General features: G+C 41.9%; 11 protein-coding genes. 1 reads left to right on the top strand and 10 read right to left on the bottom strand.

Features of this window, described 5'->3' with window-relative positions; all coding sequences use genetic code 11:
* Nucleotides 1-48: 48 nt before the first annotated feature.
* Entirely contained in the window at nt 49-1,116 is a 1,068-nt protein-coding gene (gene hemE, locus PVK70_RS17820) for a uroporphyrinogen decarboxylase (protein WP_130043796.1), read from the bottom strand.
* Nucleotides 1,117-1,318: 202 nt separating this feature from the next.
* Nucleotides 1,319-2,113 carry an NAD(+) diphosphatase gene (gene nudC, locus PVK70_RS17815; protein WP_130049328.1) on the bottom strand — a complete coding sequence of 265 codons (795 nt, stop codon included), beginning with the start codon at nt 2,111-2,113 and terminating at the stop codon, nt 1,319-1,321.
* 114 nt (nt 2,114-2,227) lie between these two features.
* Between nudC and rsd the strand changes: the two genes are divergently transcribed.
* Complete coding sequence (gene rsd, locus PVK70_RS17810; RefSeq protein WP_130043794.1) at nt 2,228-2,710, top strand: sigma D regulator; 483 nt, start codon at nt 2,228-2,230, stop codon at nt 2,708-2,710.
* Between the two features lie 155 nt (nt 2,711-2,865).
* Here the strand turns inward: rsd and rpoC are convergent, their stop codons facing one another.
* The 8 genes from rpoC to secE form a co-directional block, all read right to left on the bottom strand.
* Complete coding sequence (rpoC, locus tag PVK70_RS17805) at nt 2,866-7,071, bottom strand: DNA-directed RNA polymerase subunit beta' (protein WP_130049329.1); 4,206 nt, start codon at nt 7,069-7,071, stop codon at nt 2,866-2,868.
* Nucleotides 7,072-7,142: 71 nt separating this feature from the next.
* Complete coding sequence (gene rpoB, locus PVK70_RS17800; RefSeq protein WP_130049330.1) at nt 7,143-11,171, bottom strand: DNA-directed RNA polymerase subunit beta; 4,029 nt, start codon at nt 11,169-11,171, stop codon at nt 7,143-7,145.
* A gap of 232 nt (nt 11,172-11,403) precedes the next feature.
* On the bottom strand, nt 11,404-11,772 hold the full coding sequence (gene rplL / locus PVK70_RS17795) for a 50S ribosomal protein L7/L12 (RefSeq protein ID WP_130049331.1): 369 nt from the start codon (nt 11,770-11,772) through the stop codon (nt 11,404-11,406).
* Between the two features lie 55 nt (nt 11,773-11,827).
* Nucleotides 11,828-12,322, bottom strand: a complete 495-nt coding sequence (gene rplJ, locus PVK70_RS17790) for a 50S ribosomal protein L10 (protein ID WP_130049332.1) — start codon at nt 12,320-12,322, stop codon at nt 11,828-11,830.
* Between the two features lie 244 nt (nt 12,323-12,566).
* Complete coding sequence (gene rplA / locus PVK70_RS17785) at nt 12,567-13,271, bottom strand: 50S ribosomal protein L1 (RefSeq protein WP_130049333.1); 705 nt, start codon at nt 13,269-13,271, stop codon at nt 12,567-12,569.
* Between the two features lie 4 nt (nt 13,272-13,275).
* Complete coding sequence (rplK, locus tag PVK70_RS17780) at nt 13,276-13,704, bottom strand: 50S ribosomal protein L11 (RefSeq protein ID WP_130043788.1); 429 nt, start codon at nt 13,702-13,704, stop codon at nt 13,276-13,278.
* Nucleotides 13,705-13,822: 118 nt separating this feature from the next.
* Entirely contained in the window at nt 13,823-14,368 is a 546-nt protein-coding gene (gene nusG, locus PVK70_RS17775) for a transcription termination/antitermination protein NusG (protein ID WP_130043787.1), read from the bottom strand.
* 12 nt (nt 14,369-14,380) lie between these two features.
* Nucleotides 14,381-14,758 (bottom strand): preprotein translocase subunit SecE, encoded by a 378-nt coding sequence (secE, locus tag PVK70_RS17770; RefSeq protein ID WP_130043786.1) that lies wholly within the window; start codon nt 14,756-14,758, stop codon nt 14,381-14,383.
* Nucleotides 14,759-14,981: the final 223 nt, after the last annotated feature.

Here is a 14,981-nt window from a genome sequence, read left to right as displayed (position 1 = left end):
GGAGACTACAATGAGTCTCCTTTCTATCTAGAATCTTAAACTAAGATTTTATTTATGATACGGCTTAGATAGGTCATGAACCGCATCAACAAACACACCTGCATTTTCTGGCGGAACGTCTAAATGGATACCGTGACCCAAGTTAAATACGTGACCTGTACCTTCATTACCAAACCCTTCTAGAATAGTACCCACTTCTTGGCGGATACGTTCAGGTTGTGCGTAAAGGATTGATGGGTCCATATTACCTTGTAGAGCAACTTTATCACCAATACGAGCTTTCGCATCTGCAATATTAATTGTCCAATCAAGTCCAACCGCATCACAGCCTGTTGCTGCAATTGATTCTAACCACATCCCACCATTCTTAGTGAATAGCGTTACTGGAACTCGGCGACCTTCGTTTTCACGAATTAAGCCATCAACAATCTTATGCATATATTGCAAAGAGAATTCGTTGTAATCACGAGGAGTTAATACGCCCCCCCATGTATCAAATACCATCACAGATTGTGCACCTGCTTTAATTTGCGCGTTTAGGTACTCAATAACCGTATCTGCTAATTTATCTAGCAATAGGTGTAATGTTGCTGGTTCTGCATACATCATTTTTTTGATCTTAGTGAATGCTTTTGAGCTTCCACCTTCAACCATGTATGTCGCTAGTGTCCAAGGGCTACCAGAAAAACCAATTAATGGTACTTCACCTTTTAGATCTTTACGGATCTGACGTACTGCATTCATTACATATTGCAGCTCACCTTCAGGATCTGGAAGGCCAATTTTAGTTACGTCAGCTTTACAAGTAATTGGACGCTCAAACTTAGGACCTTCGCCTGTTTCAAAGTACAGTCCTAACCCCATCGCATCAGGAATAGTCAGAATATCTGAAAATAGAATCGCAGCATCTAGAGGAAAACGACGTAGAGGCTGAAGCGTCACTTCAGAAGCAAGCTCTGCATTTTTACACAGAGACATGAAATCACCCGCTTCTGCTCGTGTCGCCTTGTACTCTGGAAGGTATCGACCTGCTTGGCGCATCATCCAAACTGGTGTGTAATCTACTGGTTGTTTTAATAACGCACGTAAATAGCGGTCATTTTTTAATTCTGTCATGATCTTTCCTTATATTAGCTCCTGCTATTGTATCACTCAATGGCACGAACAAAAGCCTACCTTTGCTATCGAGATCATATTTAATTAATCTTATTTATGATGCCAATTGCGCAATAGTTAACCTCATGATAGAAATTGCTTTGCTAGTGAAAATAACAACATTCAATTAACAATTGTATTTAATTGAAAGCATAACAACACCTTACTTACACCCTGTCTCTTGATTGGGTGTTTTTTTATTTATGTTATCTAGTGTTGCTTCTATGAGCGTTCGTGCAATCGTACCTTTAGGAGCAAGTTCTGGCAATTGATCTTGGCAATACCATCCCGCTTTCACTAGCTCATTTCTATCGACTTTGATTTCACCTGACTCATAATCTGCCAAGTACCCAACCATAAGGCTTGAAGGAAAAGCCCAAGGCTGACTACCAAAATATCGGATATTGGTAATTTTAATGCCTGTTTCTTCAAATACTTCACGCTCTACCGCCATTTCAAGCGTTTCACCTACCTCAACAAAACCGGCTAAAACCGTAAATAAGCCACCTTTATGCCTTTGATGTTGAGCAAGTAAAATCGAATTTTCTCTACGAACCGCTACAATAATAGATGGAAAAATTCTAGGGTAATGCAACTTGCGACATTCATTGCACTGCATGGCGATTTGATTAAGGTTCAGTTGAGTACGGCCACCACATTGAGGGCAAAAACGGAATTCTCGAGCCATAAATCCATATTGAATCGCTTTACTGAATAATAAAAACTCAGTTTCTTTGTATTCTAATAAGTCTCTTAAATTCGTATAAGAAAGTGTTTGCTCAACTGACTCATCATTTAACCACATAACAGGATAACTATTGTGTTTTCCTATACATACGGCTTGCTCAAAAGGCAATTTTAAATCACTTGCACTGCCGTAAGGGAGACCATCAGTTTCTAGCCAAATAGTAGAATCATTGACGACACACCAGTAGACTTTTGTATGTTGGTTTAACATCTTTATCACAACCCTCTTGCAGCCTTTAATATTTACTGGCAATCTTAATGAATATAGTAATGAGAGTATATATAAGAACTTTGGTTTATTGCTTGCAACTACAAGGATATCGTTATGCTTACTAAACTAAATAAATTCCAAGAACAGTGGGGTGGTAATAACGATGTTATTGATCACTGGCTTTCGACTCGACAAGATCTATTGGTCGAGTTCTGTAAATTAGCAGGCTTACCCCCTTTCGATTCATCGACTCCATCCCTCCCTACTTTCTCGTCAATTCAATCTTTTACTCAGCATTTGATTGATTATATTTCAGAAGGTCATTTTAAAATTTACAACATGGTAATGGCGAAATGGGATGCAACAGGTTTTTCTCCAACGGAAGATATGAGTCAAATTTACGCTAATATCACTAAAACCACCGATCCGATCCTAAATTTTACAGATAAATACTCAAAAGAAGACGAAGCGCTTTTATTGACTGATTTTGATAAAGATTTCTCAAAAATAGGTGAGATTATTGAAATGAGGTTTGAGCTAGAGGATGGATTAATCGAGCTGATTTCGAGCAGCTTAAGTCACCCACCTGGCGCATAAATGACAAAAATAAGCTAATTAAAGGACAGTGTGTAGTTACAGAGATATGAACTAAGTCTTTATGAAGATAAAAGCAATTTTCCCCGGGAAATTGTAATGAACCAAAAAAAACCCTGCATCTCTGCAGGGTTTTTTATTTGCGTCTATTAAATCAATTACTCTTCAGAAGAGAAACCTGCATTTAATAGTGCCGCTAAGTTGTCAGTCGCTTGCTCAGCTGATGGGCCTTCTTGCTCCACAGCTTTTTGCTTTTGACGTTCTTGGTGGTATGCGAAACCTGTACCCGCTGGAATTAGACGACCAACGATTACGTTTTCTTTCAGACCACGTAGCTCATCACGCTTACCAGAAACAGCTGCTTCAGTAAGTACACGCGTCGTTTCTTGGAACGATGCAGCAGAGATGAACGACTCAGTAGCAAGAGACGCTTTAGTAATACCTAGTAGATCACGCTCGAAACGTGCAGGTTGCTTGCCTTCAGCTTCAAGCTGACGGTTTGCAATCGTTACGTTAGCAAATTCTAGTTGCTCACCTTCAAGGAAAGTAGAATCACCAGAATGTGTAATCGTACACTTACGTAGCATTTGACGAACGATAGTCTCAATGTGCTTATCGTTAATCTTAACGCCTTGTAAGCGGTAAACTTCTTGAACTTCGTTAGTGATGTATTCAGTAACTGCATGGATACCACGTAAACGTAAGATATCATGTGGAGTTTCTGGACCATCAGAAATAACGTCGCCACGTTCAACTTTATCACCATCAAAGATGTTAAGTTGACGGTGTTTATGAATCATTTCTTCATAAACTTCGCCGTTATCATCACGAGTGATCAATAAGCGTACTTTACCTTTAGTTTCTTTACCAAACGCAACAATACCTGCGTGCTCAGCAAGAATTGCTGGCTCTTTAGGTTTACGAGCTTCAAATAAGTCCGCAACGCGTGGAAGACCACCGGTAATATCTTTAGTACCACTTGACGCCTGAGGAATACGAGCTAGTGTTTCACCGATACCTACGTTACCACCATCTGCAAGGTTAACAATCGCCTTACCAGGTAGGAAGTATTGTGCTGGCATTTCAGTGCCAGGGATCATGATGTCACGACCGTTCGCATCAACAAGTTTCACTGTTGGACGCATGTCTTTACCAGCAGAAGCTCGCTCAGCCGCATCAAGGATAACGATTGAAGATAGACCAGTTAACTCATCAGTTTGAGTTGTAATTGTCACACCATCAATCATGTCCACGAATTGAACTTGACCTTGTACTTCTGTGATGATTGGCATTGTATGCGGATCCCAAGATGCGATCTTGTCGCCTTGGTTAACTGCATCACCATCTTTCTTAGAAAGAATCGTACCGTAAGAAAGCTTGTAGCTCTCTTTTGTACGGCCATGCTCATCAATAACCGTCAATTCAGAAGCACGAGAAGTAATAACTAAGTTACCTTCGCCATTTGTTACGTGCTTAGCATTATGAAGTTTGATCGAACCAGTCGTTTTAACTTGAATGCTGTTGTCTGCTGCTGCCGTAGATGCCGCACCACCGATGTGGAACGTACGCATCGTTAGCTGTGTACCAGGTTCACCGATTGATTGAGCAGCGATAACACCGACTGACTCACCTTGGTTTACCATATGGCCACGAGCCAAGTCACGACCGTAACAGTTAGCACAACAACCGAAATCTGCTTCACAGCTTACTACTGAACGTACTTTAATTTGGTCAACTGAGTTTTCTTCAACAACTTGACACTGCTTCTCATCAAGAAGTGTGTTACGAGGTAGAAGAACTTCATCAGTACCAGGTTTCAATACATCTTCAGCAACCACACGACCTAGAACACGTTCGTGTAGAGGCTCTTTAACGTCACCACCTTCAATTAGAGGAGTCATGGTCACACCTTCGTATGTACCACAGTCATCTAAGTGAACAACCACATCTTGTGCAACGTCTACTAAACGACGAGTCAGGTAACCTGAGTTCGCTGTTTTAAGTGCTGTATCGGCAAGACCTTTACGCGCACCGTGCGTTGAGATGAAGTATTGGTTTACGTTTAGACCTTCACGGAAGTTCGCCGTGATCGGTGTTTCGATGATTGAACCATCTGGTTTAGCCATCAGACCACGCATACCTGCTAGCTGACGAATCTGAGCTGCAGAACCACGAGCACCGGAGTCGGCCATCATGTAAACGCTGTTAAACGATTCTTGTTGCTCTTCTTCACCATCGCGGTTAAGCACTGTTTCTGAAGACAGGTTATCCATCATCTCTTTAGCAACTTGTTCGTTTGTTGCTGCCCAGATATCGATAACTTTGTTGTAACGTTCGCCCGCAGTTACAAGACCAGATTGGTACTGTTCTTGAATTTGCTTAACTTCTTCTTCTGCATCAGCAACTTTCGTGTACTTAGCATCAGGGATAACCATGTCATCGATACCAACAGACGCACCTGATAATGCTGCGTATGCGAAACCTGTGTACATGATTTGGTCAGCAAACACTACTGTGTCTTTAAGGCCAAGAGTACGGTACGCTTCGTTTAGTAGGTTAGAGATTTGCTTCTTACCTAACTTCTGGTTAATGATGCTGTAAGGAAGACCTTCTGGAACGATCTGCCATAGCATTGCACGACCAACAGTCGTATCAACCAGTTTAGTTTCACGAGTCTCAATACCGTTCTCATCACGAATAACTTCAGTGATACGAACTTTAACGCGAGCATGTAGCTCAGCAACACCTGTACGGTATGCTTTTTCAGCTTCAGCAAAACCTTCAAGGTACATGCCTTCGCCTTTCGCGTTAATTTTTTCACGTGTCATGTAGTACAGACCTAATACAACGTCCTGAGAAGGTACGATGATTGGGTCACCTGATGCTGGCGACAGAATGTTGTTTGTCGACATCATTAGGGTACGTGCTTCTAATTGAGCTTCCAGAGTTAGAGGTACGTGTACCGCCATCTGGTCACCATCGAAGTCGGCGTTATATGCCGCACACACTAGTGGGTGAAGCTGAATCGCTTTACCTTCGATTAGTACTGGTTCAAACGCTTGAATACCAAGACGGTGAAGTGTTGGTGCACGGTTAAGCAATACTGGGTGTTCACGAATTACGTCATCTAGGATATCCCAAACGATCGCTTCTTCACGCTCTACCATTTTCTTAGCAGCTTTGATTGTCGTAGCAAGACCACGGCCTTCTAATTTGCTATAGATAAATGGTTTAAATAGTTCAAGTGCCATCTTCTTAGGAAGACCACACTGGTGTAGACGAAGTGTTGGACCTACTGTAATTACAGAACGACCAGAGTAGTCTACACGTTTACCAAGCAAGTTCTGACGGAAACGACCTTGCTTACCCTTGATCATATCAGCAAGAGATTTCAGAGGACGCTTATTAGAACCTGTGATCGCACGACCACGACGACCGTTATCAAGCAGCGCATCAACAGACTCTTGCAGCATACGTTTTTCATTACGTACGATGATGTCTGGTGCAGCTAGGTCTAAAAGACGCTTCAAACGGTTGTTACGGTTAATCACACGACGGTATAAGTCATTTAGATCAGACGTAGCAAAACGACCGCCATCTAGTGGAACTAGAGGACGAAGATCTGGCGGAAGAACTGGTAGTACAGTAAGGATCATCCATTCTGGGTTGTTACCAGATTGAACAAACGCTTCTACTAGTTTCAGACGCTTAGTCAATTTTTTACGTTTTGTTTCAGAGTTAGTAGTTTCTAACTCTTCACGCATATTTTCAATCTCAGCGTGCATATCCATAGAAGCAAGTAAATCTTTAATTGCTTCAGCACCCATCTTAGCGATGAATTCGTCACCGAATTCTTCTAGCTTATCAAGGTACTCTTCTTCTGAAAGAAGTTGGCTGCGCTCTAGATCAGTCATACCTGGCTCAGTAACCACATATGATTCAAAGTAAAGTACACGCTCAATATCACGTAGCGGAATGTCCATTAACAAACCAATACGAGACGGCAGTGACTTCAGGAACCAGATGTGCGCAACTGGAGACGCTAATTCGATGTGGCCCATACGGTCACGACGAACTTTAGTTTGCGTTACTTCTACGCCACATTTTTCACAGATAACACCACGGTGCTTAAGGCGTTTGTATTTACCACATAAGCATTCGTAGTCTTTAACTGGGCCAAAGATACGTGCACAGAAAAGACCGTCACGTTCTGGCTTAAAGGTACGATAGTTGATTGTTTCTGGCTTTTTAACTTCACCAAAAGACCATGAACGAATTTGGTCAGGTGAAGCAAGACCGATTTTGATTGCATCAAATTCTTCAGTCTTATGTTGTGCTTTCAGAAACTTTAATAAGTCTTTCACATTCGGCTCCTGTAAGGAGAAAAAAGGCGCTCGGCGAGCGCCTTATATTCTACCGGACAATCTCAATGAGATTATTCTTCGTCTTCTAACTCGATATTGATACCAAGTGAGCGGATCTCTTTCAACAATACGTTGAATGATTCTGGCATACCTGGTTCCATACGATGATCGCCATCTACGATGTTCTTATACATCTTAGTACGACCGTTCACGTCATCCGACTTAACGGTTAGCATTTCTTGTAGAGTATAAGCGGCACCATATGCTTCAAGTGCCCATACTTCCATCTCACCGAAACGCTGACCACCAAACTGAGCTTTACCACCAAGTGGTTGCTGAGTTACAAGGCTGTAAGAGCCGGTAGAACGTGCGTGCATCTTGTCATCAACTAAGTGGTTTAGTTTTAGCATGTACATGTAACCAACAGTTACAGGACGCTCAAACGCATCACCAGTACGACCATCAAACAGTTTCAACTGGCCAGATTCAGGCAGATCAACAAGTTTTAATAGCTCTTTAATTGATGCTTCTGGAGCACCATCAAAGATTGGTGTTGCGATTGGTAAACCACCGCGTAAGTTCTTAATTAATGTACGAACTTCGTCATCAGACAATGCAGCGATGTCTACTTCTTGGCGAGTTTCACCAAGATCGTATACTTTTTGTAAGAAGTTACGGAACTTATGTAGTTCTTGTTGCTCTTTAAGCATTTGGTTGATCTTATCACCAACGCCTTTCGCAGCAAGACCCATATGAACTTCAAGGATTTGACCGATGTTCATACGAGAAGGTACACCCAGTGGGTTCAGTACGATATCTACTGGCTGACCTTTTTCATCATAAGGCATGTCTTCAACAGGGTTGATCTTAGAGATTACACCCTTGTTACCATGACGACCCGCCATCTTATCACCAGGCTGAATACGACGTTTTACCGCTAGGTAAACTTTAACGATTTTCAGTACGCCCGGTGCAAGATCATCACCTTGAGTGATCTTACGACGTTTAGTTTCGAATTTCTTATCGAACTCTGCTTTAAGCTCATCATATTGCTCAGCAAGCTGCTCAAGTTGATTTTGTTGTGATTCATCATCAAGAGTGATTTCTAACCACTGCTTACGATCCATCGCATCAAGCTTAACTTCAGAAGTACCTGCAGCAAGTAGAAGTGTGCGAACACGTGCTAATAAGCCACCTTCAAGAATCTGGAACTCTTCAGTGATGTCTTTCTTAGCTTCTTTAAGCTGCATTTGTTCGATTTCTAGAGCACGTTTGTCTTTTTCAACACCATCACGAGTAAATACTTGTACATCAATGATAGTACCTGAAACAGAGTTTGGTACACGTAGAGAAGAATCTTTAACATCAGATGCTTTTTCACCGAAGATAGCTCGTAGTAGCTTCTCTTCAGGAGTCAGTTGAGTTTCACCTTTAGGCGTTACTTTACCAACTAGGATGTCACCACCCTTAACTTCAGCACCAATGTAAACGATACCTGATTCATCAAGTTTAGACAGTGCAGCTTCACCTACGTTAGGGATATCTGCAGTGATCTCTTCTGAACCAAGTTTAGTATCACGAGCCACACAAGATAGTTCTTGAATATGGATTGTCGTGAAACGGTCTTCCTGAACTACACGCTCAGATACAAGGATTGAATCCTCGAAGTTATAACCATTCCAAGGCATGAACGCGATACGCATGTTCTGACCAAGTGCAAGCTCACCAAGATCCGTTGAAGGACCATCAGCAAGTACATCACCACGAGTTACAGGTTCACCAGGAAGTACTGTAGGACGTTGGTTGATACACGTATTTTGGTTAGAACGAGTGTATTTAGTTAAGTTGTAGATATCGATACCAGCTTCGCCAGGTACCAATTCTTCTTCGTTTACTTTAATAACGATACGAGAAGCATCTACTGACTGAACCATACCGCCACGTTTAGCAACAGCAGTTACACCTGAGTCAACAGCTACATTACGTTCAATACCAGTACCAACTAAAGGCTTATCAGCTCTTAGTGTAGGAACGGCTTGACGTTGCATGTTCGCACCCATTAGGGCACGGTTCGCATCATCGTGTTCTAGGAACGGGATAAGCGATGCAGCTACAGATACAACTTGGTTTGTCGCGACATCCATATATTGAATGTGTTCACGTGGGTGCAGTCCAGATTCACCTTTCTGACGAGCGATGATTAATTCATCAGCAAAAGTACCTTCTTCTGTTAACACGGCGTTCGCCTGTGCAATAACAAAAGTACCTTCCTCGATAGCAGATAGGTAATCAACATCTTCAGTAACAACACCATCAACAACACGACGGTATGGAGTTTCTAGGAAACCATACTCGTTACATTGTGCAAATGCTGACAATGAGTTAATGAGACCGATGTTTGGACCTTCAGGAGTTTCGATAGGACATAGGCGACCGTAGTGAGTCGCATGTACATCACGAACTTCGAAGCCAGCACGCTCACGAGTTAGACCACCAGGACCTAAAGCAGAAATACGACGCTTATGCGTAACTTCTGACAATGGGTTGTTTTGGTCCATAAACTGAGATAGCTGTGAAGAGCCAAAGAATTCTTTAACTGCAGCTGAAATCGGTTTAGCATTGATAAGATCTTGAGGCATAATTGCATCAAGGTCACCAAGACTTAAACGCTCACGAACAGCACGTTCTACACGAACTAGACCAACACGGAATTGGTTTTCTGCCATTTCGCCAACAGAACGAATACGACGGTTACCAAGGTGATCGATATCATCAACCTCGCCTTTACCGTTACGAATATCGATCAGTTTACGCATAACCTCGATGATATCTGTCTCATCAAGAATGCCAACGCCTTCGTCATTATCACGGCCAATTGAGCTATTAAACTTCATACGACCAACAGTCGATAGGTCATAGCGATCTTCTGAGAAGAATAGGCTTTCAAATAATGCTTCAGCAGCTTCTTTTGTTGGTGGCTCGCCAGGGCGCATCATTCTGTAGATTTCAACAAGAGCCGATAAACGGTCAACCGTTGAATCTGCACGTAATGTGTCAGAAATATATGCACCATGATCAAGATCATTCGTAAATAATACTTCGATCTTTTTATGGCCAGCTTGAGATAAATTAGCAAGATCTTCTAAGCTAAACTCTTGGTTAGCTGCAACAATGATCTCACCAGTGTCTTCATTCACATAATCGTGAGAAGCCACTTTACCTACGATATAATCTACTGGTACTTCGATATAATTTACTTCGTCTTTCGTCAATTGACGAATATGGCGCGCAGTAATACGACGACCGGCTTCAACATAAACTTTGCCGTTCGACTCAATATCAAATGTTGCAGTCTCACCACGTAAACGCTCAGGAAGTAATTCCATCATTAGCGTTTGATCTTTCACTTCAAATACAACTTTATCGAAGAATAGAGCTAAGATTTCTTCAGTTGTCTTGCGAAGTGCACGTAAGATGATCGTTGCTGGTAATTTACGACGACGGTCGATACGTACGAATAAGTTATCCTTAGGATCAAATTCGAAATCTAACCATGAACCACGGTAAGGAATTACACGTGCGTTATAAAGAACTTTACCAGATGAATGGGTTTTACCCTTATCGCTGTCGAAGAAGACACCTGGGCTGCGGTGCAGCTGGGATACGATAACCCTTTCAGTACCATTGATTACAAAAGTACCATTGTCTGTCATAAGCGGAATTTCGCCCATGTAGACTTCTTGTTCTTTAATGTCTTTTACCGTGCCTGCAGGTGCGTCTTTATCGTACACAACTAGACGTAATTTAACACGTAGTGGTGCAGAATATGTAACACCGCGAATTTGACATTCTTTTACGTCAAACTCTGGTTCACGGAGATTGTAGCTAACGTATTCTAGCTTAGAGTTGCCATTGTAGCTCTGAATTGGAAAAACAGAACGGAAAGCAGCCTCAAGACCGTATTGCCCTTCAGGATCTTGCTCGATAAACTTAGTAAAAGAATCAAGCTGGATCGATAGCAAGTATGGTATGTCCAACACTTGTGGACGCTTACCAAAATCCTTACGGATGCGCTTTTTCTCTGTATAAGAGTAAACCATGGGGTTCCTCAGCTCGCTGATAAGTGACCCGAACCGTCCGCCTTCGAAAGGTTGGGACAGTGACTAATAACACTGTTTTCTGTAGGACATAATCTCTGATTGAAATTATGTTTTTTGCTCGGATATAGGGACTTTAAACAGTGTGAAATTACCCTAAACCCTACAGCGCAAAAAGGCCGGTGGTTAATAAACCACCAGCCATTAGCCGTTAGGCTATGAAACTAAGTAATAATTACTTGATTTCAACAGAAGCACCAGCTTCTTCTAACTGAGCTTTAAGAGCTTCAGCTTCAGCTTTGTCAACGCCTTCTTTTAGAGGTGCTGGAGCTGAGTCTACAAGACCTTTAGCTTCTTTCAGGCCAAGACCTGTAGCGCCACGTACTGCTTTGATTACAGATACTTTGTTTGCGCCAGCAGAAGTTAGGATAACGTCAAATTCAGTTTGCTCTTCAGCAGCGTCGCCCGCAGCTGCGCCACCTGCAACTACTGCAGCAGCAGCAGAAACACCAAATTTTTCTTCCATAGCTTCGATAAGCTCAACAACTTGCATTACAGACATTTCTGCAACTGCGTCTAGGATTTGCTCGTTAGTAATAGACATAACAATTCTCTTTTAAGTCAACAATAATTTATTTTGTAATCAAATAAAGCAGGGCTTATGCCGCAGCTTCTTCTTTTTGATCACGAACAGCAGCGATAGTACGTACCAGTTTAGCAGCAGAAGCTTCTTTCATGCACATCATTAGGCGTGCGATAGCTTCGTCGTAAGTTGGTAGTGTCGCTAGTACATCAGCATCAGTAACTACGCCTTCAAATGCAGCAGCTTTGATCTCGAAGTCTTTATTCTCTTTAGCAAAGTCTTTAAAAAGACGTGCTGCAGCACCTGGGTGCTCATTAGAGAATGCAAGTAGAGATGGACCAGTAAATGTGTCTTGTAGACACTCGTACTGAGTACCTTCTACTGCACGACGTGCTAAAGTGTTACGAACAACTCTCATGTAAACACCCGCTTCACGCGCTTGTTTACGTAGAGAAGTCATCGCGCCAACAGCAACGCCACGAGAATCAGCTACAACTGCAGAAAGTGCACCACTGGCTGCTTCGTTGACTTCAGCAACAATTGCTTTTTTGTCTTGAAGATTTAAAGCCATTTGGATTAACCTCTGGTTGTGATTACACCACTCACTACAAAATTGTAGGAGAGTAATTACGATGCATTCCCAGAAAACCAATTTAAAAAACTAGCTTTTAGTTCGGGCACCGTCTACGCAGGCTTTATTAAGCTCTTGCGAGCGCCTACGGTCTTGGACGGAGACTATTTAATATAAAATTAAACAGCCCCAACCATAAATTTGATAAGCGCAGAATTATACATTAATTCTACACTTTTGCAAATTAGTTTGTAGCAGTATCTAAAGTCGCTTGATCTAGAGATACGCCAGCACCCATTGTAGTTGAGATGCTTACCTTCTTCAGGAAAGTACCTTTCGCTGAAGTTGGTTTTGCTTTCTTAAGTGCAACTAAAAGAGCTTCTAGGTTCTCTTTAAGTTGAGCAGCATCAAAATCCACTTTACCGATAGTAGTATGGATGATGCCATTTTTGTCGTTACGGTAACGAACCTGACCAGCTTTAGCATTTTTAACTGCTTCAGCAACGTTAGGAGTTACAGTACCAACTTTAGGGTTTGGCATAAGACCGCGAGGACCTAGGATAGTACCTAGTTGACCAACAACGCGCATTGCATCAGGAGAAGCAACAACAACGTCAAAGTTCATTTCGCCTTTCTTAACTAGCTCAGCAAGATCTTCCATGCCTACTAGATCAGCGCCAGCTTCTTTAGCTGCTTCTGCGTTTGCACCTTGAGTGAACACAGCAACACGGATGTCACGACCAGTACCGTGAGGTAGTACAGTTGCACCACGTACGTTTTGGTCTGATTTACGTGCATCAATGCCAAGGTTAACAGCAACGTCAACGCTTTCATTGAATTTAGCAGTAGCTAGTTCTTTTAGAAGAGCAACAGCTTCGTTGATTTCGTAGTCTTTAGTAACTTCCACTTTTTCGCGGATATTACGCATACGCTTAGTAAGTTTAGCCATTCTATTAACCCTCTACCACTAGACCCATTGAACGAGCAGTACCAGCAATTGAACGCTTCATAGCTTCAATGTCAGCACCAGTCATGTCCGCAGCTTTAGTTTCTGCGATCTCTTGTAACTGAGCGTCAGTAACAGTACCAACTTTCTCAGTGTTTGGACGACCTGAACCAGACTTAACGCCTGCAGCTTTCTTAAGAAGAACTGCTGCTGGTGGAGTCTTAGTTACAAATGTGAAAGAACGGTCGTTGTATACAGAGATAACAACTGGGATCGGTAGACCTTTCTCAACAGATTCTGTTCTTGCGTTAAACGCTTTACAGAATTCCATGATGTTCACACCGTGTTGACCTAGAGCAGGACCAACTGGTGGACTTGGGTTCGCCATACCTGCTGCAACTTGCAGTTTGATATAAGCTTCAACTTTCTTAGCCATAATATTTCCTAATTTTGGGTTCAAACGCCATCCAACTGGATTAGCTCCCCGTTAACAAAAACGCGCGAGATTATAGTAATAATTCGCGCGCTTTACAATAGTTTTGCTGATTTTTCGATCAGTTTTTTTCTACTTGGCTAAACTCAAGTTCAACAGGAGTTGCACGACCAAAAATAGAAACAGAAACTTTGATTCGACTCTTCTCGTAGTCTACTTCTTCAACAGTACCATTAAAGTCAGCAAATGGGCCTTCTGTAACACGTACCACTTCACCAGCTTCAAATAATGTCTTAGGACGAGGAGCTTCGCTCGCTTGCTCAAGACGATTTAAGATGGCATCAGCTTCTTTGTCTGTAATTGGCGCAGGGCGATCCGAAGTACCACCAATGAACCCCATTACACGTGGAATACTACGTACTAAGTGCCATGATTCATCATTCATGATCATTTGCACTAAAACGTAACCAGGGAAAAATTTACGTTCGCTTTTACGACGTTGGCCAGCACGCATTTCTACCACTTCTTCAGTTGGTACTAGTACTTCACCAAATAACTCTTCCATGTTATGCATTTTAATATGTTCGCGTAGCGATTGAGATACACGACCTTCAAAACCTGAAAAGGCTTGAACTACATACCAACGTTTCTTTGGAGCTTCACTCATGATCACTTATCCTCAAACACCTGTGATTAAGCCAATTAGTCTGACCATAATACCATCAATACCCCATAAAATCAGAGCCATTACGATACATACAGCTAGAACAATGAAAGTTGTTTGTGTTGTTTCTTGGCGTGTAGGCCAAATAACCTTTCTAACTTCCATTCTTGATTCACGAGCAAATGCAATTGCAGTTTGACCTTTTGCTGTGAAAGCAGCAATACCACCAGCAGCAGCAATTAATGCAACCACACCGGCAGCTCGAATAACAACAGATAAATCAGCTAGTAAGTAATTACCAACAACAGCAGCAGATAATAGAACTAAAACAAGTAACCATTTTACTGTATCAGCTGCGCCTGAAGTTTCTGTTGTCTCAGTATTTGTTTTCATAAACCAACCTGTGACATAACCATAATTTACTTCTATCACTTGATAGAAATTGTTAACCAGACTTAATATAGCCTAGTATCTTCATTCCATAAACCAACAATTTCGTTGATTCATCTGCGCTGTACTGTGTATTTTCTAAAAATGCAAAACAACACACAATACAACGCAGAAAAAGGGCATCAAATGATGCCCTTTTTACTAGTATTTAGTCAAATCTTAAGCA

The sequence above is a fragment of the Aliivibrio sp. A6 genome (genome assembly GCF_028765505.1).
In the GTDB taxonomy this organism is placed as follows: domain Bacteria; phylum Pseudomonadota; class Gammaproteobacteria; order Enterobacterales; family Vibrionaceae; genus Aliivibrio; species Aliivibrio finisterrensis_A.
The sequence above is the reverse complement of the archived record's forward strand: the minus strand, read 5'-3'. Positions and strand labels throughout refer to the sequence as shown.

Excerpts from the sequence above, each read along its gene's own strand:
- rplK (WP_130043788.1), bottom strand. The coding sequence starts at position 13,704 with ATGGCTAAGAAAGTTGAAGCTTATATCAAACTGCAAGTTGCAGCAGGT.
- nudC (WP_130049328.1), bottom strand. The coding sequence starts at position 2,113 with ATGTTAAACCAACATACAAAAGTCTACTGGTGTGTCGTCAATGATTCT.
- rsd (WP_130043794.1), top strand. The coding sequence starts at position 2,228 with ATGCTTACTAAACTAAATAAATTCCAAGAACAGTGGGGTGGTAATAAC.
- hemE (WP_130043796.1), bottom strand. The coding sequence starts at position 1,116 with ATGACAGAATTAAAAAATGACCGCTATTTACGTGCGTTATTAAAACAA.
- rplJ (WP_130049332.1), bottom strand. The coding sequence starts at position 12,322 with ATGGCTTTAAATCTTCAAGACAAAAAAGCAATTGTTGCTGAAGTCAAC.
- rplL (WP_130049331.1), bottom strand. The coding sequence starts at position 11,772 with ATGTCTATTACTAACGAGCAAATCCTAGACGCAGTTGCAGAAATGTCT.
- rpoB (WP_130049330.1), bottom strand. The coding sequence starts at position 11,171 with ATGGTTTACTCTTATACAGAGAAAAAGCGCATCCGTAAGGATTTTGGT.
- secE (WP_130043786.1), bottom strand. The coding sequence starts at position 14,758 with ATGAAAACAAATACTGAGACAACAGAAACTTCAGGCGCAGCTGATACA.
- rplA (WP_130049333.1), bottom strand. The coding sequence starts at position 13,271 with ATGGCTAAACTTACTAAGCGTATGCGTAATATCCGCGAAAAAGTGGAA.
- nusG (WP_130043787.1), bottom strand. The coding sequence starts at position 14,368 with ATGAGTGAAGCTCCAAAGAAACGTTGGTATGTAGTTCAAGCCTTTTCA.